We start from the raw sequence: 20,336 nt of genomic DNA on the forward strand, positions 1-20,336 counted from the left end.
CGCCAGGCGATAAACGAATGATGAACGGCGGTCAGGAGACCTCGGCGACCGGGGCGGGGGTCAGGAGTTCACGCACGGCGGCTGCCTCGGGTGAGTCCAGGTCGTCGTAGATCGAGAGTGCCTCGTTCCAGCAGACCTGGGCGCGGTCCGTCTGGCCTACGCCCGCGAGGCCGCGGCCCAGCGCGGTGAGTACGTTCGCGCGCCGCCACTCGCCGCCGATGCCACGGAGGATCACGAGCGCCTGCTCGGCGAGCGAGGCGGCGTGGGCGGGCTGACGGATGGCGAGGTGCAGCTCGGCCAGCCTGAACAGTGTCATCCCGTGCCAGAGTTGCTGCCGGCTGTCGCGGAAGATCGACATGGCCTCGGTGAGCACCTCCTGCGCGGAATCGGTCCGCCCCGTGCCGGTGAGTGCCAGTCCCAGGGCGTACTTCCCGTTGGCGAGGCGCAGGGCCAGACCTGAGACGTCCGCCTCGTAGATGCCGACGCCCTGCTGGGCGAGGTCCACGGCGCTCGCCGTCCTTCCCGTGGCCAGGTGGACACGGGAGAGGTTGCAGAGGGCCGAGGCCTCGCCGGGCTTGTTGCCGTCCGCGCGGAACGCGGCCAGCGCCTCGCTCAGGTGGTCCTCGGCGTCGCCGTGCCGGTTCTCGTACAGAGCGATGATCCCGCGCTGGTTCGGGACCTGCCCGAGTGAGACGGGGTCGTCGGCGATCTGTCCGAGCTCCAGCGCGCGCCGGGCCTCGGTCTCGGCCTCCGCGAACCGGCCGGAGACGCTGAGGGCATGCGTCAGCATCGTGCGGGCCCGGCCTTCGGCCTGCGCGTCGCCCGATGTCCTCGCCGCTTCGCTCACCGCCTTCGCCGCGGTCGCGAACTGGTGGGAGTTCGCCCCGGATTCACCGAGATCCACCACGGCCATGAGGAGGTCGGCGGCGCGCCGCGCACGGCCCGATCCGGCCGACTGGGCGGCACAGGCCAGCAGCCCGCTGGACTCGGAGAAGAGCCAGTCCAGTGCCGTCTCCCGGACCTGGAAGGTGAGTCCGGGGTACTCGGTGCGCGCGAAGTGGTCGAGTACCCGCTCCCCCGGCCGCTCCAGCGCGTAAACCCCCGCAGCCGTCGCCAGGTAGAAGTCCAGCAGCCGGGACAGGGCCGGCTCCCGTCCCGACGTGGGCTCCTCGTCGCGCTCCGCGCAGGCACGCGCGTAGAGCCGCACCAGGTCGTGGTAGCGGTAGCGGCCCGGGGCCGCCGACTCCAGAAGGCTGGTGTCGACCAGGGACTCCAGAAGGTCCTCCGCCGTGTGGGGGTCCACGTCCAGCAGGGCCGCCGCCGCGCCGAGGGAGATGTCCGGACCGTCCGCGAGGCCCAGCAGGCGGAAGGCGCGGGCCTGGGCAGGTTCCAGCTGGCCGTAGCCGAGTTCGAAGGTAGCCTTCACCGCCAGGTCGCCGGCCTGGAGCTCGTCGAGGCGGCGGCGCTCGTCGGCGAGCTTCGCCGCCAGTACGGAGACCGTCCAGGTGCGGCGTGAGGCCAGCCTGGAGGCCGCGATCCGGATGGCCAGCGGCAGGAACCCGCACGCCGCCACCACGTCGAGAGCCGCCTCGCGTTCGGCGCGGACACGCTCTTCGCCGACGATGCGGGTGAACAACTGAAGGGCTTCCTCCGGGGACATCACATCCAGGTCCACCAGGTGCGCGCCCGCCAGGTCGACCATCCGGACACGGCTGGTGACCAGCGCCGCGCAGCCCGCGGTGCCGGGGAGCAGAGGCCGGATCTGAGCCGCGTCGTGGGCGTTGTCGAGCAGGACCAGGACGCGGCGGCCGTCGAGGGTGGACCGGTAGAGCGCGGCCCGCTCGTCCAGGGAATCCGGGATCGCGGAGTCGGCGGTGCCCAGGGCGCGCAGGAACGCCCCGAGGACCGTCTCGGGCTCCGCCGCCCGGTTGCCCGCGCCCTGGAGGTCGACGTAGAGCTGGCCGTCCGGGAAGTGCGGGCGGGCCAGGTGGGCGACGTGCACGGCGAGGGTGGTCTTGCCGACGCCGCCGATGCCGGCCAGCGCGGAGACGGCCATGACGGACCCCTCGGCGGTGGCGAGCCGGTCGCTGAGCTCCCGTACGAACGCGGCGCGGCCCGTGAAGTCCTCGACGGTGGCGGGGAGCTGGGCCGGTCGCACCGGGGCGGACGCGGGGGCGGGCTCACCGGCCGGGCGCGCGAGCTCCTCGTCGGCCCGCAGGATCCGCTGCTGGAGCTGGGCGAGCTCGGGGCGTGGATCGACGCCGAGTTCCTCCGCGAGCAGTCGGCGGGTGTCGGCGTACACCGCGAGCGCCTCGGCCTGGCGGCCGCTGCGGTAGAGGGCGACCATCAGCAGTTCCCGCAGCCGTTCGCGCAGCGGGTGCGCCGCGGTGAGAGCGGTCAGTTCGGAGACGGCCTCCGCGTGGCAGCCGGCTTCCAGGTCGAGGTCGAGCCGGGTCTCGAGGAGCTGGAGGCGCCATTCCTCCAGCCTGGTGCGCTGGTTCTCCGCGTACGGGCCGGGGAGGGAGGCGAGCGGTTCGCCGTCGAACAGTCCGAGCAGTTCGTTGATCAACGCCCGGGACCGCGCACGGTCGCCGCCTGCGCGGGCCTTCTCCGCCTCGGCGGACAGAACCTGAGCGAGTGTCAGGTCGAGGGCCGGACGCCCGATGCGGACGGCGTACCCTCCGGACTCGCTGACCAGCGTGTCCTGGCCGAGGGTCTTGCGGAGCCGGGACGCGTACGTCCGTACGGTGGCCAGGGCCTGGGACGGAGGGTCGTCACCCCAGAGGGCGTCGATGAGCTCGGCTGCGGTCGCGGTGCGGCCGTCGCGCAGGAGCAGCGCGGCCAGGAGCGCACGCTGCTGGGGTGAACCCGCGGGCAGGGCCTCGCCGCCGCGCCAGGCGCGTACGGGGCCGAGGACGGTGAAGCGCAGAGGTCCGTCGGCCGCGTGTTCCTCAGGAGCGCGTTGCTCCGGAACGCGCTCACCCGGTCCCTTGTCGCGGCCCATGCTGCCCCCTGTCCTGCTCGGCCCACCGTTCCCGGCGATCCGGCTGTGCGGAGGCACGCCGGTGTCGGGTTCAACAGTCTGCACTGTTGCGGGCCGGCTCGTCAGCATCGGGTGACGCTCTGCACAGGGCCTGAACAAGAATGGAATCGCGGGGACGGCCCGGAGACCTCCGGAAGCGACGAATCCGGTAGGCGGCCGTCGAACGCGAGCTCCGGAACGGGCCCGTCCGCGGAAACGGGCTTCCGGAGACGGGGCTTGCGGAGACGGGCTTCCGGAAGCCCGTTCCCCGGAAAGGGCAGGAGCCCCGCTCCTCCGCCGGAACGGGGGAACGGGGCTCCTTGGGTGAAGCTCACTCGGCCGCGATCGGCCGACCCGGGCAACTAGGCCGGGGTGACGTTCTCAGCCTGCGGACCCTTGGGACCCTGAGTGACGTCGAAGTTCACGACCTGGTTCTCCTCGAGGGAGCGGAACCCGGACGCGTTGATCGCGGAGTAGTGGACGAAGACATCCGGGCCGCCGCCGTCCTGGGCGATGAAGCCGAAGCCCTTTTCAGCGTTGAACCACTTGACGGTTCCGGTAGCCATAAAGCCCTCCTTGGGCCAAAGGGTTGCCCTGCTCCAGAACCTGCAAACAAGTCTGAAAACTACAAAAGCCTGCGGGTTACATGCTCCGCAGGCTCTGTACTGCAAGGGAAACCAAACTGCAACTTGCGGGCGAGCCTAGCACGCAGTACGCGGGGAGCGGTAGAGGGAAAGATCACTTCACCCGGATGTTTGACGGGCCTGTCGGAGAGGTGACGGACAAGGTCTCCGGAAGGCGGCTCGGGTGACCCGATGCGCCGTGCCGGGGAGGGCAGGTCTAGCCTCGCGATGTGGACAATTCAACCGTCTCTCCCGTAGAAGGCGACGACCGTCGCAGCAGGCCGCGCGTCGGCCACATCCAGTTCCTGAACTGCCTCCCCCTCTACTGGGGGCTGGCGAGGACAGGGACCCTGCTCGATCTCGAGCTCTCGAAGGACACCCCGGAGAGACTCAGCGAGCAGCTGGTGGCAGGCGATCTCGACATCGGTCCCGTGACGCTGGTCGAGTTCCTGCGCAACGCCGACGACCTGGTGGCCCTTCCCGACATCGCCGTCGGCTGCGACGGCGACGTGATGTCGTGCGTGATCGTCTCCCAGGTACCGCTGGAGCAGCTGGACGGGGCCCGGGTGGCCCTCGGCTCGACCTCGCGCACGTCCGTACGCCTGGCCCAGCTGCTGCTGTCCGAGCGGTACGGCGTCGCCCCCGACTACTACACCTGCCCGCCGGACCTCGGCCTGATGATGCAGGAGGCCGACGCGGCCGTGCTGATCGGCGACGCGGCGCTGCGGGCCAACCTGCACGACGCGCCCCGGCTGGGGCTGCAGGTCCACGACCTGGGCGCGATGTGGAAGGAGTGGACCGGGCTGCCTTTCGTCTTCGCGGTCTGGGCGGCGCGCAAGGACTATCTGGCCTCGCATCCCGAGTACGTGGAGAAGGTCCACGAGGCGTTCCTGGCCTCGCGAGACCTGTCGCTGGAGGAGGTCACCAAGGTGGCCGAGCAGGCGGCGCGCTGGGAGGCGTTCGACGCGGAGGTGCTGGAGCGCTACTTCACCACCCTGGACTTCCGCTTCGGCCCCGACCAGCTGGCGGGGGTCCGTGAGTTCGCCCGGCGGACCGGCCCCACCACCGGTTACCCGGCGGACGTCCACGTCGAACTGCTCGGCGGCTGACACGGGCTGCGCGGGAAAGGCGGGGGGAGCGGTTTCCGCGCCCTTCCCGCCGCTTTCCCGCACCCTCCCGCGCTTTCCCGGGGGCCTCTCCGCCGGCTCTCCCCTCTCTCCCGCTTACCGCGCCTTCCGCCGGCCGGACCATGGCCGGGGCTCCTTTCCGCGAGGCGGCGGGGGGACGGGGATTCCGTCACCCCGTAAAGGGGAAATGGGGCGGAGTTCCACGACCGGTGAGATCGATACGGTGCGTCCGCGGGAGGAATGGCGGACGACTTACGGGCGCCCTTCCCGTTTCTCTCCGGTGAACCCCCGGCGGCGGCGTCGGCGGTGTATTCACGCCTTTCCGTGGGGCGAAATCCCTGTTTCATACCCATAGGGGCGGTATCGGATGAAGCGGTCTCCGTGACCCCGCGGGGCGGGCGCCCTTAGGCTGCCCTGCGGGGTCACGGGTCCACAGGGGGAGACCGTATGCAGCCGCTGGAAGCCGGCGAACCGCACACCATCGGCGCCTACCGGCTGCTCGGCCGGCTCGGCGCAGGCGGGATGGGCCGGGTCTATCTGGGCCGCAGCGCGGGCGGACGTACCGTCGCGGTCAAGGTCGTCCACCCCCACTACGCCCTCGACGAGCAGTTCCGCGCCCGGTTCCGGCGCGAGGTGGAGGCGGCCCGGCAGGTCGGCGCCCGTTGGACGGCGCCGGTCCTGGACGCCGACCCCGACGCCGCGGTGCCGTGGGTCGCCACGGGGTACGTCGCCGGGCCCGCTCTCTCCGACGCGGTGACCCGCCACGGGCCGCTGCCCGAGTACGCGGTGCGGGCCCTGGGCGCGGGACTGGGCGAGGCGCTCGACGCGGTGCACGCCCACGGACTGATCCACCGGGACGTGAAGCCGTCCAACGTCCTGCTCGCCCTCGACGGGCCCCGGCTGATCGACTTCGGCATCGCCAGGGCGCTGGGCGCCACCGTCTCGCTCACCTCCACCGGCGTCTCCGTCGGCTCGCCCGGCTACATGGCACCGGAGCAGATCAGAGGGCAGGACATCTCCGGAGCGGCCGACGTGTTCTCGCTCGGGGCGGTCCTCGCCTACGCCGCGACCGGAACCGCGCCCTTCCCGGGAGACTCCTCCGCCGTACTCCTCTACAAGGTGGTCCACGAGGAGCCCGAACTCGGCGACCTGGAAGGCGAGCTGAGGGACCTCGTGGCCGGGTGCCTCGCCAAGGACTCCGCGGCCCGCCCCGCACCCGCCGAGATCGCCCGCCGGCTCGCACCCGGCGGCGCCTCAGCTCTGGTCGCCCCTGGCTGGCTCCCGGGACCGCTGGTCCGTGAGGTCAGCAGCGCCGCGGTCGCCCTGCTGGACCTGGAACCGCAGGACGGACCGGTGCGGTCGGGGCCGGTGCCGTTCAGCAACGCCTCGCTGGGGGCCGCGCCGCTCGGCTCCTTCGGCCCCCCTGTGCCACCCGCACCGGCCGACCCGCCCGGGGGGCGCCCCCAGGGGCCGCGGATCGCCGTCTCCACGGACTCCGGCCCCCGGACGGGACAGCGCCGAGGCCGACGAGTCAGCTGCACCGTCGCGCTGGCCGTCGCCGGGGCGCTCGCGGCGGTGACCATCGGTGTGGCGACCATGAGCGACCTCTTCACCGGCGGCGGCGGTGACGACGGCCGTCGCAGTGACGCCGCCCGGGAGCCCTCCGCCACCCGGAGCACCGGCCCGGCCGGCGAGGCTCCGGGAGGCACCCCCGCCCCCTCCGAACCGGCATCCTCCGCGCCGGTGAGCGAGCTGCCCACGGCGTTCGCCGGCACCTGGAAGGGCTCCGCGACCGAACGCAGCGGTGCCCCGCACGGAACCGTCACCGCCGTCTTCGTCGAAGGGCCCAGGGGCGCGGAGGTGGTCAGGCTGTCCTACCGTTTCGACGCCCTCGGCACGACCGTCGTCTGCAAGGCCGTCGGCACCCTCGTCTCCGGTACGGCCACCGAGCTGAAGGTCCGCGAGCGCGCCGACCCCGATGCCAGGACCGGTGCCCTGTGCACAGGGGGCGAAGCCGACCTCGTCTTCACCCTGCTGTCCGGTGACAGCCTGCGCTACGAGTCCCACGAGGAGGCCGCCGGGACGCCGACGGGCACGCTCACCCGGTCCGACGGCTGAGCCGGGAAAGGGCTGGCGTAGGCTGGATCGGTCCGTGGAACCGTAGTAGAACCGCCGAAAGGTGACAGCCCGGTGACCGAGAAGGCCGACCTTCAGCCCGTCCTCGACCGCGCCGCCGCAGGCGGGCGGATCACCCCTGAGGAGGCGCTCGACCTGTACAGGTCGGCACCGCTGCACGCGCTGGGCGCCGCGGCCGACGCGGTGCGCCGCCGCAGGTACGCCGGTACGGAGCACATCGCGACGTACATCATCGAGCGCAACATCAACTACACCAACGTCTGCGTGACGGCCTGCAAGTTCTGCGCCTTCTACGCGCCGCCCAAGGACACGGACAAGGGCTGGTCCCGCGACCTCGACGACATCCTGCGCCGCTGCGCGGAGACCGTCGAACTCGGCGGCACGCAGATCATGTTCCAGGGCGGTCACCACCCGGACTACGGCGTCGAGTACTACGAGGAGCACTTCTCCGCGATCAAGAAGGCGTTCCCGCAGCTGGTCATCCACTCCCTCGGCGCCTCCGAGATCGAGCACATGGCCCGCATCTCCGGAGTCTCCGCGAAGGAGGCGATCGAGCGTATCCACGCCGCCGGTCTCGACTCCTTCGCGGGCGCCGGTGCCGAGTTGCTGCCCGAGCGCCCGCGCACGGCCATCGCCCCGCTCAAGGAGTCCGGTGAGCGCTGGCTGGAGATCATGGAGATCGCCCACGGCCTCGGTGTCGAGTCCACCTCCACCATGCTGATGGGCACCGGCGAGACCAACGCCGAGCGCATCGAGCACCTGCGGATGATCCGCGACGTGCAGGACCGCACCGGCGGCTTCCGGGCCTTCATCCCGTACACGTACCAGCCGGAGAACAACAAGCTGAAGGGCCGCACCCAGGCCACGCTCTTCGAGTACCTGCGGATGATCGCCATCGCCCGGCTCTTCCTCGACAACGTCGCCCACATCCAGGGCTCCTGGCTGACCACGGGCAAGGAGGTCGGCCAGCTGTCCCTGCACTACGGCGCGGACGACCTGGGCTCGATCATGCTGGAGGAGAACGTCGTCTCCTCGGCGGGCGCCAAGCACCGCTCGAACCGGCTCGAGATCATCGACCTGATCCGCAAGGCGGGGCGTGTCCCCGCCCAGCGGGCCACCACGTACGAGCACCTGGTCGTCCACGACGACCCGGCGAACGACCCGGTCGACGAGCGCGTCGTCTCGCACATCTCCTCCACGGCGATCGCCGGCGGCACCGCGCACCCGGAGCTGAAGCTCCTCGACGCCAACTGACCTGGCAGTGCTGACCGTTCACGCCGCGCCGCTGGTACTCCCGGTCGGCGCGGCAGCCGTTCCCGGGGGCGCGGTCGCCGTGGACGGCGACCGGATCGCCGCCGTCGGCCCGTACGACACGGTCGTGGCCGCACACCCGGCGGCCCGGGTGCGCCGCTGGCCCGGGGTCCTCACACCGGGGCTGCGGCAGTGGGACGGGGCGGAGCTGCTGACCCGCCGCTACCATCCGGACCCACGCGAGGCGGACGAGCTCGGCGAACTACCGCTGACCGACCACGACTTCGAGGGGCTGACCGGCGGTCTGCCGGACGAGCGCCGCCGGGCGGGCAGCGTACGGCGCGGACTCCAGCGCATGCTGCGCCACGGCACCACCCATGTCGCGGGTGTCCTCGGCTTCCCGGACGTGCTCACCGCCGCCCGGCGCGCGGGCCTGACGGCTCTCCCGGCCGGCGACGTCCCGGCGGGTGAGCCCTCCCTCGACCCGTTCGTACGCGGCGCTGACCTGGCGGGATCGGTGAACGGCCCGCTCGTCGTCGGCGGCCGCGCCGACCTCGCGGTCTTCGACGTGCCGGACGAAGCGGCGCTCCGCGCCGCCGGCGCCGCGGCCTGCGTGGCCACGGTGCTCGGCGGGCGGCTGGTGTACCGGGGGCGGTGAGGCCCGCCCGGTCGCGCCTCAGGGCACGGAGGGACCACCCAGGTAGCGGTTCCCGCGGCCGTAGGGCCAGGCGTTGGACCGGCAGCCCTTCAGCCCCTTGATCTGCTGCATCATCACCGGGGCCGGTTCGCCCGCCCCGGGACACGTCTCGTGGCCGTGCCCCAGCCAGTGGCCCACCTCATGATTGATGATCAGGGCCCGGTAGTCGGAGACAGGGCCGTCGAACGTCGGCGAACCGAGCAGCCAGCGGCGGAGGTTGACCATCACGTTCTCGCCGCCGCGGCAGTTCACCTCGCCATGGGTGTCCAACCCGTAGCGGCCGCACAGCCTGTCGGTCGTCCCCGGCGTGCCGATCTTGATCACCAGCCCGGCGGACGCGTCGTCGACCTGGCGGAAGGAGCGGCTGCCCCCCTTGCTCCAGCCCCGCGGGTCCGCGAGTATCCGCGCGATCTCCTCGGCCGCGTCGTCGGGTTCCACCCCGGAGCCCTTCTCGACCTCCACACGGTAGGGGCTGCCGCCGCGCGACGAGGCGTTCGCGCGTGCCACGGTGAAGGTGCCGGAACCCGAGGCCGGGACGGAGTCCGGGTCCACACGTTCCTCCTGTTGCGGTCCGTCCTCCTCCGTCGTGGCCGCCGACGACCCCGAAGCCTCGGGGCTCACCGATGCGGTCGGCGAGCCCGCGGCCTCCGGCGGGCCGGACGACGGAGGCGGTGCGGCGGGAGCCGAGGAGGTCCCGGCCGGCCCCCGGCTCGCGGCGACGGCCGCGCCGTCGTCCTGCCACGGCGGGGACAGATGGAGGAGGACCGCGGCGGCCGCCGCGGCCACCGACCCGGCGAGGAACGCGCGGCGTCGCCGCACCCGTCTTCGCCGTGCCGGCCCGGACCGCGTGTCCCCACGGCGTCCGCCGGCGGTCCGTATCCGATGGGTGTCTTCGCTCTGCATGGATGTCCGTCGTCTCGAAATGGCCGCCCGGGGAGAGCCGGTCACCCGCCCCGCACGCTGACCTGCTTGCCGAGCACCGGGTGCTCGTCCGCGTACCGCACCACCTCCAGCAGCCCGCTCTCCCGTACGCCTTCCAGGAGCCGCTGGGTGGTCAAGGGTGCGGAAACCCCCCTCTCCTCGTCCGGAGAGACGTTGATCAGCACCTGGCTGTTCCCGAAACCGAAGGAGATCGCGGCGGACGTCGTGTCCATGGAGCCCGTGGCCGCGCGCCGGAGCCTCGCTTCGACGTCTCGGGTCAGCTGCGCCTTCTCACATGTCAGCCCCTTGGCGGGCGCGTCCCGGCAGTCCTCGGCCCGCCTCCCGCCGTCGGGGCGGACCTCGAAGGTCACCAGGAATCGGCTGCCGTCCTTCTCCCCCTGGTAGAGAGCGACGGAGGAGTCGACGGGGCGGATCGTCCCGACGCTGTCCGGCAGGGCGTCGTCCAGAGCCACCGCCGCACGTTGCTGGAAGTCCTCCAGTCGTCGCCTCTCCTCGGCCGGCAGTCCGGCGAAACCGCCGTCCTCGGTCTGCCCGGGCGTGGACACCACGTGGACCGGCGTACGGTACGGCTCCGCCGCGACCCCCGTACCGGTCGCGGCGGTACTCGCCCCGGGGTCACCGCCGGACAGGGCGGACGCGCCGAGCGCCGCGACCGTCAACGTCCCGAAGACACCGGCGGTGAGCGCCAGCCGCACCGCCGCACGTCGCCGCCTGCCCCGGGAAACCGCCCCGGGCACCAGATCCGGAAGGGGGGCGAGCTCCTCCGCCGTACGCTCCATCGCTTCCCTGACCAGCAGGGCGTCGTCACTCATCACGCAAGCTCCTCAGTTCCGGGCGGTGTAGACATGAGCCGGCCCCAACTGCTCCCGCAGCCGGGCCAGCGACCGCGAGCACTGGCTCTTGACGGTGGACTCGCTGCACCGGAGCAACTCGGCCACCGACTCCACGCTCAGGTCCTCCCAGTAGCGGAGGACCACCATCGCCCGTGCCCGGGGCGGCAGTTCGGCGAGCGCGGCCAGCAGCGTCACGGTCAGTTCGGGGCCGACGGACGCCCTCGGTACGTCGACCGGGGTGTGCGCCAGGAGGTCACGCAGGCGCCGCCTGCGCTCCGCCAGATACGTGCGGGTCAGCACCGTGCGCGCGTACGCCTCGGGATGGTCCGCCGCGCTCACCCGGCGCCAGTGCTGGAAGATCTTGGCGAGAGCGGTCTGGGTCAGATCGCGAGCCCCCTCCTGCTCACCGCAGAGCAGATAGGCGGTGCGGTACAGGCGGGTCTGGTTCGCCCGGGCGAACTCCTCGAAGCCGTCGTCATGGGCCCCGGGGCCGGTCAGTCCCCGGCCGTGCAGGATGGACATCCGCCCTCCTTCTCCCGGTCTCAGGTGCGTCACACCCTTCTATGAGCGCCGCCGGCCCCGAAAGGTTGAAGCCGTTCCACGCCGCCGCACGGCAGTGGGAGGGGGGCTGCTTGAATGGAAGGGTGACCCGAGCATCCCTGGATAAGCAGCCGCACGAAGTCGCCTCGATGTTCGACGACGTGGCGGCGAACTACGACCTGACCAACGACGTGCTGTCGCTCGGACAGGCGCGGCTCTGGCGCAAGGAGGTCGCGCGGGCGGTCGACGCGCGGCCCGCCCAGAAGATCCTCGACCTGGCGGCCGGTACGGCGACCTCCTCGCAGCCCTTCGCCCGGGCCGGCGCCTACGTCGTGCCCTGCGACTTCTCGATCGGGATGCTCCGGGTCGGCAAGGAGCGCCACCCGTGGATGCCGTTCACCGCGGGCGACGGCACGAAGCTCCCGTTCAAGGACGAGACCTTCGACGCGGTCACGATCTCCTTCGGGCTCCGCAACATCCAGGACACCGACGCCGCGCTCGCCGAGCTGTACCGGGTCACCAAGCCCGGCGGCCGGGTCGTGATCTGCGAGTTCTCGCAGCCGACGTGGACCCCCTTCCGGACCGTCTACACCGAGTACCTGATGCGCGCGCTGCCGCCGGTCGCCCGGGCGGTCTCGTCCAACCCGGACGCCTACGTCTACCTCGCCGAGTCGATCCGCGCCTGGCCCGACCAGGCCGGCCTCGCGACGCTGCTGAAGAAGGCCGGCTGGTCGAAGGTGGCCTGGCGCAACCTCACCGGGGGAGTGGTTGCGCTCCACCGGGGCGTCCGCGACTGACGTCCCCGTGACGGCCGGGTCTCACAGCTCCAGCCGGAAGCAGACGGCCTCCTGGCCGCGCGGGGTGGGGTACGACTCGGCCCGCCGCATCCCGAGGCGTTCCGCCACCGCCATCGACCGGGTGTTGCGCGAGTGGACCATGGCGACCACCTCGCCCACCCCGGCCGCCCGCAGGCGCTCCAGAGTGGTGCGGGCGGCGGCCGTGGCGTACCCGCGGCCCCAGGCCGCACTCCCCAGCCGCCAGCCGATCTCGGTGGCGCCCACCGGGCCGTAGTGCGTGTGCGGCCACGGCTGCGCGCCGGTGAAGCCGAGGACGTTCTCCTCCTCGTCCGTCACGGTCCACAGGCAGTACCCCAGTTCCGCGTCGTGCCGCCGCTGCCGGGCGGTGAGCTCCTCGTACACGGAGAGTTCCGCGCTCCGTCCGCCGAAGAACTCCATCACCCGCGGGTCGTCGAAGACCCGGTACCAGACCAGGGCGTCCTCGTCCGTCGGAACGCGGAGGTGCACGGCGGGGGCCGAGGCGTGGGGTGTGACCGGTGATGTCGACATGAGGGAGCCCTTCGGAAGGTTGGTCTGCAGGCCCCATAGACTGCACACGACCTGTGCCGCGCGGCACGCGAATTCGAGTCTTCGGGAGATCCGACCGTGACCGAGCCCCTCTCCGAACACAGCGCGGACGTGATCGTCGTCGGAGCGGGCCCAGCCGGCTCGACGACCGCGTACCACCTCGCCAAGTCCGGACTCGATGTCCTCCTCCTGGAGAAGACCGCGTTCCCCCGCGAGAAGGTCTGCGGTGACGGGCTCACCCCGCGTGCCACCAAGCAGCTCGTCTCCATGGGCATCGACATCTCCGAAGAGGCCGGCTGGCTGCGCAACAAGGGGCTGCGCATCATCGGTGGCGGAGTCCGCCTCCAGCTCGACTGGCCGGAACTCGCCTCGTACCCGGACTACGGACTCGTCCGCAAGCGCGACGACTTCGACGAGCAGCTCGCCCGCCAGGCGCAGAAGGCCGGCGCCCGGCTGTACGAGCGCTGCAACGTGGGCGAGCCCGTCAAGGACGAGCGCACCGGCCGGATCACCGGCGTCCACGCCAAGCTCGGCGAGGAGAAGACCCCCGTCACCTTCCACGCCCCGCTCGTGGTCGCGGCCGACGGCAACTCCACCCGGCTCTCCCTCAACATGGGCCTGCACCGCCGCGAGGACCGCCCGATGGGCGTCGCGGTCCGCACGTACTTCACCTCGCCGCGCCACGACGACGACTACCTCGAGTCCTGGCTGGAGCTGTGGGACCGCCGCGGCGGCGAGGAGCGCCTGCTGCCCGGCTACGGCTGGATCTTCGGCATGGGCGACGGCACGTCCAACGTCGGTCTGGGCATCCTCAACTCCTCCAAGGCGTTCCGTGAGCTCGACTGGCGCGAGGTGCTGAAGGCGTGGTGCGCCTCGATGCCGGAGGACTGGGGCTACACCCCCGAGAACATGACGATGCCGATCCGGGGCGCCGCGCTCCCGATGGCCTTCAACCGCCAGCCGCACTACACCAAGGGCCTGCTGCTCGTCGGTGACGCGGGAGGGCTCGTCAACCCGTTCAACGGCGAAGGCATCGCGTACGCCATGGAGTCGGGCCAGATCGCCGCGGACGTCATCGTCCAGGCGCAGGCCCGGGCCACACCGGCCCAGCGGGAACTGGCGCTGCAGCACTACCCGAAGATCCTCAAGGACACCTACGGCGGCTACTACACGCTGGGCCGCGCCTTCGTGAAGATGATCGGCAACCCGCACGTCATGAAGATCGCCACCCAGCGCGGTCTGACGCACCCGCTGCTGATGAAGTTCACCCTGAAGATGCTCGCCAACCTCACCGACCCGACGGGCGGCGACGCCATGGACCGCATCATCAACGGCCTCTCGAAGGTCGCGCCGAAGGCCTGACCGTTCATCTGCCGGCCCGGTGGGCGTCTCCTCCGGGCCGGAGGGCCGCCCGCAGGCCTGCGATAGGTTTGCGGACCATGCGGGCAACCGGGGCGGGGAACGGCGGAAGGTACCGGCTGCTGGGCGCCGCTGGGGCGGCGGCGGTGGTCGCGGGCGGCTGGGGCGTCGGCACGCTGCCGGCCCACGACCCGTGGGGGCTTTGGGTCCCGCACGGCACCGCCGTCAGGGCCGTGGGCCACGCACTGGCCTACGGCGGGCTGACCGTGCTGGTCGCCGCCTGGTGGATGTACGGCAGGGCGGGAGCCGGCGTACGGGAGAGCCGGCGCACGCTGCTGTGGTGGACCGCGCCGTTCCTGCTGGCGCCGCCGCTGTACAGCGCCGACGTCTACAGCTACATCGCCCAGGGGGCGATGGTGCTCGAAGGCCATGACGTCTACGAGGCGGGCCCCTCGGTCCTCGACCCCGCCGGGCCCGGCGGCGACGCCGCCGCCAGTGTCGGCCACCACTGGACCGACACCCCGGCCCCGTACGGTCCCTTCTTCCTGCTGCTGGCGCGGGGCGTCGCCTGGGCGACGGGCGGCACCGTCGTGCCCGCCGTCCTCGCCATGCGGCTGCTCGCCCTGATCTCGCTGGCGCTGATCGCGTGGGCGCTGCCCCGTCTCGCACGGGCGCACGGCCGGAGTCCCGGCGCCGCGCTGTGGCTGGGTGCGCTGAACCCCCTGCTGCTGGTGCATGTGGCCGGCGGGCTCCACAACGACGGGCTGATGGCCGGTCTGATGCTGGCCGGCGTCCTGCTCGCGCTGCGGGGGAGATGGGTGGGCGGCTCGGCGCTCATCGGCCTCGCCATGATGGTGAAGTCACCGGCGGCGGTGGCCCTGTTGTTCCTCGCCGTCCTGGTGGGCCGGGCCGCCTCCGGAGGTCCCGTACGCCGTGTGGTGAAGGGGCTCGTGGCGCCGGGCGCGGTGGCCGGCGCGGTGGTGGTGCTGACGACTCTGGCCGCCGGGACCGGTTTCGGCTGGGTGGGTACGCAGAGCGTCGCCGGAAGGATCCACACCGCGCTCTCCGCGAGCAGCGACATCGGTCTAGGACTCGGCCGGCTCCTGCGGCTGATGGCGGGAACCGACCCGGAGCCGGTCAAGACCGCCGTGCAGAACCTGGGCCTCGCCGCCGCGGTCGTCCTGATCCTCCTGCTGGCGTGGCGGTCCGCCGCCGGGCGCCTGGAACCGGTGCACGGGCTGGGGCTCGGTCTGGTGGCTCTGGTGGCCCTGTCCCCGATGGTGCAGCCGTGGTACCTGCTCTGGGGCACGGCCGTGCTCGCCGCCACCGCAGCGGGCGGCCGGATGCGCGAGGTGCTCGCCGTGCTCTCCGCGGCGCTGGTCTACGAGACCCAGCCCTCGGGGTCGACCCCGGCGTTCGGGTTCGTGCTCGCCGCCCTCGTGTGCGTGGCGGGCGCCCTGTGGCTCCGCGGGGAGCGGGCCGGCGAGGTGCACGGGCGGCTGCCCGGTCAGCGGCTGCCGGTGGAGGAGCCCGCGGGAGCGGGCCTGCGCACGGGATGACGGCGGGCCGTCCCATGGGGGCGGGTCCACCCGAAGGCATGTACGCGGGCATGCCCGCGGCGGCGGGCGGCCCCGCGGCATGACGACGGGCCGTCACTCCGGCGGACGGAGGGACGGCCCGTGATCGCCCGGGGGGATCCGGGCTTGTGAATCAGAGAACGCGGACGGCGCCGGACGGCGGGTCGTAGTCCAGGGACTTCTGCACGACGCCGGTGCTGGAGTTCTGCGCGCCCACGAACTGGCCGCCGCCGACGTAGATCCCGACGTGGTACGCGCTGCCCGCACCGCCCCAGTACAGGATGTCGCCGGGCTGCAGGTTGTCGAGCGAGACCTGGGTGCCGGCCGTCGACTGGTCCTGGGAGACGCGCGGCAGGTCGATGCCGACCGAGCCGAAGGCGGCCTGGACCAGACCCGAGCAGTCCCACGAGTTCGGGCCGGTGCCGCCGGAGACGTACGCGTCGCCCACCTGGGACTGCGCGAACGCGATGACGGACGCCGCGGAGCCGGTGGCGCTGGAGGAGGACGAGGAGGAGGACGAGCCGGTGGAGGCGCTGAGCGTGGTGCGCTCGGCGCTGCGGGAGGCGCGCTCGGCTGCCTCCGCCTTCGCCTTCGCCTTGGCCGCCGCTTCGGCCTTCTTCTTGGCCTCCGCCTTGCGCACGGCCTCGGCGTGCGCCTTCTTGGCAGCCTTGACGGCCGTGGTGGCCGCGGCGTCCTCCTGGGCCTGCGTCTCCAGGTCGAGCGCGACCGCCTGGGTCGCCTGTGCCGACGCGGCGACGGAGGTGGAGAGGCCCGCGGTGATGGTGGGCATCTCGACCGTCTGGGTCACCGGCTCGGCCTGAGCCGGACCGGCGGCACCGGCGACCGCGATGGTGCTGAGGACGCCACCGGCAACTCCTGCCCGCAGCGCCGTCTTCGAGGCTCTCTGGCGGGGCTTCCGGTGGCTGGGTATGTGAGCGGTGTGGGACATGGGTACTAGCGCTATCAGGGCTGTAGGGGTCCCATCAAGAAACGTGTGTTGCGACACAGTTACGTTCGGAATCTCTGAATCCGCTTTTTTGGGGCCCTTATTGACGCCCTAACGGGCAAATCGGGCAGCCCGTTGCATCGCTGTGATCACGGCGTTCTTTCAATACGCCCGAATTGCCCGTCGCTTACCATCTGTTCACACGGTTGGCCAAGCCCGCTTCTCTTGAAGTGCGCGTGTGGTGATGCAGGTCACAGTATGAGCCTGCTGTGAGAGGCAACCGCGCGTACACGCGCCGCGTTCGGGGTGCGCGCGGGACTCCCCGTCGGTCCTCCCGTGGCCTGCGTGACCTATTGGTGAGTCATGTCCGTTTCGCGGAGGGCTCGCAGGAGGGCGGGGCCCACCGTCCGGGTCGGGCGCGGAAGGCGCTCCTCCGGCCGGCGCGAAGAACGGTCGCGGGGTCCGGTGGGGGTGGCCCGGAAGTTCGTGAATCCGTGCGCAATGTCCACATCGCTACCCGCGGGCCCCTCGTCCGGGTGGGAGCGCGAGAAGCGCGATCCCTTATCACGCCAAATGCGTCCACCGCCAATTTGCTTGTAGTGGCTGTCGATTGATAGGGCGAGGCGCCCTTGACCAGGGGTGACGCCGCGAGATGTCACGTCTCGTAACCGCACGGCCGCTTCGCGTACGAAGATCACCGCTCATCCGACTTCATGATCGTTCGTCAGGTGGTGGAGATCACAAAGACGTTGGTGTACCCCGTGTCGCAGATCACAGGACCGCAGGCATAGGATGCGGGGCAGTCGGGCTTGTGAACTGCCTCACATGTGCACGATCTTGCTGAGGTGGCGAGCCGGTCGCCCGATGCGGTCCAACGGTCAAGGACGACTGGAAGGAGCGAGGAGCGTGAATGCCTACGCGCCCATCCTCGTGCTCGGCGCCCTCGGGGCAGGGTTTGCGGTCTTCTCCGTGGTCATGGCCACGCTTGTCGGCCCGAAGCGGTACAACCGAGCAAAGCTCGAGGCGTACGAGTGCGGTATCGAACCCACTCCGACGCCGGCCGGAGGCGGCCGGTTCCCCATCAAGTACTACCTGACGGCGATGCTGTTCATCGTCTTCGACATCGAGATCGTCTTCCTCTATCCCTGGGCGGTCAGCTTCGACGCCCTGGGGATCTTCGGGCTCGTGGAGATGCTGCTCTTCGTGCTCACCGTCTTCGTCGCCTACGCGTATGTGTGGCGCCGGGGCGGCCTGGAATGGGACTGAGGGGCTGAGGGGCACACCATGGGACTCGAAGAGAAGCTGCCGAGCGGCTTTGTGCTGACCACTGTCGAGCAGGCCGCCGGCTGGGTGCGGAAATCGTCCGTCTTCCCCGCCACCTTCGGCCTCGCCTGCTGCGCCATCGAGATGATGACGACCGGCGCCGGGCGGTACGACCTGGCCCGTTTCGGGATGGAGGTCTTCCGCGGATCGCCGCGGCAGGCGGATCTGATGATCGTCGCAGGGCGGGTCAGCCAGAAGATGGCGCCCGTCCTGCGGCAGGTCTACGACCAGATGCCGAGCCCCAAGTGGGTCATCTCCATGGGGGTTTGCGCGTCATCGGGTGGAATGTTCAACAATTACGCCATTGTTCAGGGTGTTGATCATATTGTCCCGGTCGACATCTATCTGCCGGGATGCCCGCCGCGCCCCGAGATGCTGATCGACGCCATCCTCAAGCTCCACCAGAAGATCCAGGGCTCCAAGCTCGGGGTCAACGCGGAGGAGGCCGCCCGTGAGGCGGAGGAAGCGGCCCTCAAGGCACTGCCCCTGATCGAGATGAAGGGGCTGCTGCGATGAGCGACGAGATGAACACCAACAGCGGCCAGGTGCCCACCCCGCGCGACGACTCCGGTGAGGTCATCGGGGTCCGCAAGGGGATGTTCGGCGCCAACAACGGTGGCGACACCTCCGGATACGGCGGGCTCGTCCGCACGGTCACCCTGCCCGGACCCGCCTCCCGACCCTACGGCGGCTGGTTCGACGAGGTGGCCGACGAACTGGAGGGCGCCCTGGAGGAACAGGGACTCCTCCCGGACAACGCCGTCGAGAAGACGGTCGTCGACCGGGGTGAGATCACCTTCTTCGTCGCGCGCGAACACCTCGTCCAGGTCGCCCGCACCCTGCGCGACGACCCGGCGCTGCGCTTCGAGCTCTGCACGGGAGTCAGCGGGGTCCACTACCTGGGGGACAAGGGGCGCGAGCTGCACGCGGTCTACCACCTGCGTTCGCTCACCCACGGGCGGCTGATCCGCCTGGAGGTCTCGGCCCCCGACAGCGACCCGCACATCCCGTCGCTCGTCGAGGTCTACCCGACCAACGACTGGCACGAGCGCGAGACCTACGACTTCTTCGGCCTGATCTTCGACGGGCACCCCGCCCTCACCCGGATCATGATGCCGGACGACTGGCAGGGCTTCCCGCAGCGCAAGGACTACCCGCTCGGCGGCATCGCCGTCGAGTACAAGGGCGCCCAGATCCCGGCTCCGGACCAGCGGAGGTCGTACAGCTGATGACCACTCCCCACGCACACCCCACGTCGGGTCCCTCCGGGACTCCGCTCTCCGACGCCCGCACCACGACCGAGGGGACCGTATATACGGTCACCGGCGGCGACTGGGACGAGGTCGTCGAGTCCGCCGCGAAGTCGGACGACGAGCGCATCATCGTCAACATGGGTCCCCAGCACCCGTCCACGCACGGCGTGCTGCGGCTGATCCTGGAGATCGACGGCGAGACCGTCACCGAGGCCCGCTGCGGCATCGGCTACCTCCACACCGGCATCGAGAAGAACCTCGAATTCCGGAACTGGACCCAGGGCACCACCTTCGTCACGCGCATGGACTACCTGACCCCCTTCTTCAACGAGGCGGCGTACTGCCTCGGGGTCGAGAAGCTGCTCGGCATCGAGGACCAGATCCCCGACCGGGCCACGATCCTGCGTGTGCTGCTGATGGAGCTGAACCGGATCTCCTCGCACCTGGTGTGCATCGCCACCGGCGGCATGGAGCTCGGCGCCACCACGATCATGATCTACGGGTTCCGCGACCGTGAACTCGTCCTCGACCTCTTCGAGCTGATCACCGGCCTCCGTATGAACCACGCGTTCATCCGGCCCGGCGGACTGGCCCAGGACCTGCCCATGGGCGCGGTCGACCGGCTCCGCGAGTTCGTGAAGACCATGAAGAAGAACCTGCCGGAGTACGACAAGCTCGCCACCGGCAACCCCATCTTCAAGGCCCGTATGCAGGACGTCGGATACCTCGACCTCACCGGCTGCATGGCGCTCGGCGCCACCGGCCCGGTCCTCAGGTCCGCCGGACTCCCGCACGACCTGCGCAGGACCGACCCGTACTGCGGCTACGAGACGTACGACTTCGACGTGCCGACCGCGGACAGCTGCGACGCCTACGGACGCTTCCTCATCCGGCTGGAGGAGATGCGCCAGTCGCTGCGGATCGTCGAGCAGTGCCTGGAGCGGCTGGAGCCGGGCCCGGTCATGGTCGCCGACAAGAAGATCGCCTGGCCCGCGCAGCTCGCGCTGGGACCGGACGGACTCGGCAACTCGCTCGACCACATCAAGAAGATCATGGGCACCTCCATGGAGGCCCTGATCCACCACTTCAAGCTGGTGACCGAGGGCTTCCGGGTCCCGGCCGGGCAGGCGTACACCGCCCTGGAGTCCCCCAAGGGAGAGCTCGGCGTGCACGTCGTCTCCGACGGCGGGACGCGACCCTTCCGGGTGCACTTCCGCGACCCCTCCTTCACCAACCTCCAGGCCATGGCGGCGATGTGCGAGGGCGGCCAGGTCGCCGACGTCATCGTCGCCGTCGCGTCCATCGACCCCGTGATGGGAGGCGTCGACCGGTGACCGCGTCCA

Annotated in this window: 18 protein-coding genes; 11 read left to right on the forward strand and 7 right to left on the reverse strand. The window is 71.2% G+C overall.

Annotated elements, in window-relative coordinates; genetic code table 11:
- Positions 1-31 precede the first annotated feature (31 nt).
- Together ACFXOA_RS04900 and ACFXOA_RS04905 are read right to left on the reverse strand one after the other, a co-directional pair.
- Positions 32-3,004, reverse strand: a complete 2,973-nt coding sequence (locus ACFXOA_RS04900; protein WP_385022561.1) for a BTAD domain-containing putative transcriptional regulator — start codon at positions 3,002-3,004, stop codon at positions 32-34.
- A 380-nt stretch (positions 3,005-3,384) separates the two neighbouring features.
- Positions 3,385-3,588 carry a cold-shock protein gene (locus ACFXOA_RS04905; RefSeq protein ID WP_003967102.1) on the reverse strand — a complete coding sequence of 68 codons (204 nt, stop codon included), beginning with the start codon at positions 3,586-3,588 and terminating at the stop codon, positions 3,385-3,387.
- Positions 3,589-3,875: 287 nt separating this feature from the next.
- On the opposite strand from ACFXOA_RS04905, the gene ACFXOA_RS04910 reads away from it, so the two are divergent.
- From ACFXOA_RS04910 to ACFXOA_RS04925, 4 genes are all read left to right on the forward strand, one after another.
- Positions 3,876-4,754, forward strand: a complete 879-nt coding sequence (locus ACFXOA_RS04910; protein ID WP_362540987.1) for a menaquinone biosynthesis protein — start codon at positions 3,876-3,878, stop codon at positions 4,752-4,754.
- 465 nt (positions 4,755-5,219) lie between these two features.
- Positions 5,220-6,890, forward strand: a complete 1,671-nt coding sequence (locus ACFXOA_RS04915; protein ID WP_385022565.1) for a serine/threonine-protein kinase — start codon at positions 5,220-5,222, stop codon at positions 6,888-6,890.
- Positions 6,891-6,962: 72 nt separating this feature from the next.
- Positions 6,963-8,162: a cyclic dehypoxanthinyl futalosine synthase gene (gene mqnC, locus ACFXOA_RS04920; RefSeq protein ID WP_385022568.1), complete on the forward strand. Its 1,200-nt coding sequence runs from the start codon at positions 6,963-6,965 to the stop codon at positions 8,160-8,162.
- A 7-nt stretch (positions 8,163-8,169) separates the two neighbouring features.
- A complete protein-coding gene (locus ACFXOA_RS04925) occupies positions 8,170-8,817 on the forward strand; it encodes a hypothetical protein (protein WP_385022571.1) in 648 nt (215 codons plus the stop codon).
- Positions 8,818-8,835: 18 nt separating this feature from the next.
- On the opposite strand, the gene ACFXOA_RS04930 is transcribed toward ACFXOA_RS04925, so the two are convergent.
- From ACFXOA_RS04930 to ACFXOA_RS04940, 3 genes are read right to left on the reverse strand one after another with little or no spacing between them, the layout of a single operon-like run.
- Complete coding sequence (locus ACFXOA_RS04930; RefSeq protein ID WP_385022574.1) at positions 8,836-9,759, reverse strand: DUF3152 domain-containing protein; 924 nt, start codon at positions 9,757-9,759, stop codon at positions 8,836-8,838.
- Positions 9,760-9,800: 41 nt separating this feature from the next.
- Positions 9,801-10,610: a hypothetical protein gene (locus ACFXOA_RS04935; protein WP_385022577.1), complete on the reverse strand. Its 810-nt coding sequence runs from the start codon at positions 10,608-10,610 to the stop codon at positions 9,801-9,803.
- A 12-nt stretch (positions 10,611-10,622) separates the two neighbouring features.
- On the reverse strand, positions 10,623-11,153 hold the full coding sequence (locus tag ACFXOA_RS04940; RefSeq protein WP_385022580.1) for a SigE family RNA polymerase sigma factor: 531 nt from the start codon (positions 11,151-11,153) through the stop codon (positions 10,623-10,625).
- 122 nt (positions 11,154-11,275) lie between these two features.
- On the opposite strand from ACFXOA_RS04940, the gene ACFXOA_RS04945 reads away from it, so the two are divergent.
- A complete protein-coding gene (locus ACFXOA_RS04945) occupies positions 11,276-11,968 on the forward strand; it encodes a demethylmenaquinone methyltransferase (RefSeq protein WP_362540965.1) in 693 nt (230 codons plus the stop codon).
- A gap of 21 nt (positions 11,969-11,989) precedes the next feature.
- On the opposite strand, the gene ACFXOA_RS04950 is transcribed toward ACFXOA_RS04945, so the two are convergent.
- Positions 11,990-12,517, reverse strand: a complete 528-nt coding sequence (locus ACFXOA_RS04950) for a GNAT family N-acetyltransferase (RefSeq protein WP_385022584.1) — start codon at positions 12,515-12,517, stop codon at positions 11,990-11,992.
- A 96-nt stretch (positions 12,518-12,613) separates the two neighbouring features.
- Here ACFXOA_RS04950 and ACFXOA_RS04955 point away from each other — a divergent pair, with 96 nt between their 5' ends.
- Positions 12,614-13,897, forward strand: a complete 1,284-nt coding sequence (locus tag ACFXOA_RS04955; RefSeq protein ID WP_385022587.1) for a geranylgeranyl reductase family protein — start codon at positions 12,614-12,616, stop codon at positions 13,895-13,897.
- Positions 13,898-13,974: 77 nt separating this feature from the next.
- On the forward strand, positions 13,975-15,453 hold the full coding sequence (gene mptB / locus ACFXOA_RS04960; protein ID WP_385022590.1) for a polyprenol phosphomannose-dependent alpha 1,6 mannosyltransferase MptB: 1,479 nt from the start codon (positions 13,975-13,977) through the stop codon (positions 15,451-15,453).
- A gap of 151 nt (positions 15,454-15,604) precedes the next feature.
- Here the strand turns inward: mptB and ACFXOA_RS04965 are convergent, their stop codons facing one another.
- Positions 15,605-16,420 (reverse strand): C40 family peptidase, encoded by an 816-nt coding sequence (locus ACFXOA_RS04965; RefSeq protein WP_385022593.1) that lies wholly within the window; start codon positions 16,418-16,420, stop codon positions 15,605-15,607.
- A gap of 903 nt (positions 16,421-17,323) precedes the next feature.
- Here ACFXOA_RS04965 and ACFXOA_RS04970 point away from each other — a divergent pair.
- The 4 genes from ACFXOA_RS04970 to ACFXOA_RS04985 are packed head-to-tail and all read left to right on the forward strand — an operon-like array spanning position 17,324 to position 20,327.
- Positions 17,324-17,683, forward strand: a complete 360-nt coding sequence (locus ACFXOA_RS04970) for an NADH-quinone oxidoreductase subunit A (RefSeq protein ID WP_385022596.1) — start codon at positions 17,324-17,326, stop codon at positions 17,681-17,683.
- Between the two features lie 18 nt (positions 17,684-17,701).
- Entirely contained in the window at positions 17,702-18,256 is a 555-nt protein-coding gene (locus ACFXOA_RS04975; RefSeq protein WP_014154689.1) for an NADH-quinone oxidoreductase subunit B family protein, read from the forward strand.
- On the forward strand, positions 18,253-18,969 hold the full coding sequence (locus ACFXOA_RS04980) for an NADH-quinone oxidoreductase subunit C (RefSeq protein ID WP_385022600.1): 717 nt from the start codon (positions 18,253-18,255) through the stop codon (positions 18,967-18,969). Before ACFXOA_RS04975 ends, ACFXOA_RS04980 begins: the two co-directional genes overlap by 4 nt.
- Positions 18,969-20,327, forward strand: coding sequence for an NADH-quinone oxidoreductase subunit D (locus ACFXOA_RS04985; RefSeq protein WP_385022603.1), 1,359 nt, complete (start codon positions 18,969-18,971; stop codon positions 20,325-20,327). The genes ACFXOA_RS04980 and ACFXOA_RS04985 overlap by 1 nt, the downstream gene beginning before the upstream one ends.
- Positions 20,328-20,336: the final 9 nt, after the last annotated feature.

Source organism: Streptomyces sp. NPDC059166, from assembly GCF_042755185.1.
GTDB lineage: Bacteria > Actinomycetota > Actinomycetes > Streptomycetales > Streptomycetaceae > Streptomyces.

Bases quoted from the DNA above. Each gene is read 5' to 3' on its own strand.
- ACFXOA_RS04900 (WP_385022561.1), bottom strand. From the start codon at position 3,004: ATGGGCCGCGACAAGGGACCGGGTGAGCGCGTTCCGGAGCAACGCGCT.
- ACFXOA_RS04905 (WP_003967102.1), bottom strand. From the start codon at position 3,588: ATGGCTACCGGAACCGTCAAGTGGTTCAACGCTGAAAAGGGCTTCGGC.
- ACFXOA_RS04915 (WP_385022565.1), top strand. From the start codon at position 5,220: ATGCAGCCGCTGGAAGCCGGCGAACCGCACACCATCGGCGCCTACCGG.
- ACFXOA_RS04930 (WP_385022574.1), bottom strand. From the start codon at position 9,759: ATGCAGAGCGAAGACACCCATCGGATACGGACCGCCGGCGGACGCCGT.
- ACFXOA_RS04935 (WP_385022577.1), bottom strand. From the start codon at position 10,610: ATGAGTGACGACGCCCTGCTGGTCAGGGAAGCGATGGAGCGTACGGCG.
- ACFXOA_RS04940 (WP_385022580.1), bottom strand. From the start codon at position 11,153: ATGTCCATCCTGCACGGCCGGGGACTGACCGGCCCCGGGGCCCATGAC.
- ACFXOA_RS04950 (WP_385022584.1), bottom strand. From the start codon at position 12,517: ATGTCGACATCACCGGTCACACCCCACGCCTCGGCCCCCGCCGTGCAC.
- mptB (WP_385022590.1), top strand. From the start codon at position 13,975: ATGCGGGCAACCGGGGCGGGGAACGGCGGAAGGTACCGGCTGCTGGGC.
- ACFXOA_RS04965 (WP_385022593.1), bottom strand. From the start codon at position 16,420: ATGTCCCACACCGCTCACATACCCAGCCACCGGAAGCCCCGCCAGAGA.
- ACFXOA_RS04975 (WP_014154689.1), top strand. From the start codon at position 17,702: ATGGGACTCGAAGAGAAGCTGCCGAGCGGCTTTGTGCTGACCACTGTC.
- ACFXOA_RS04980 (WP_385022600.1), top strand. From the start codon at position 18,253: ATGAGCGACGAGATGAACACCAACAGCGGCCAGGTGCCCACCCCGCGC.
- ACFXOA_RS04985 (WP_385022603.1), top strand. From the start codon at position 18,969: ATGACCACTCCCCACGCACACCCCACGTCGGGTCCCTCCGGGACTCCG.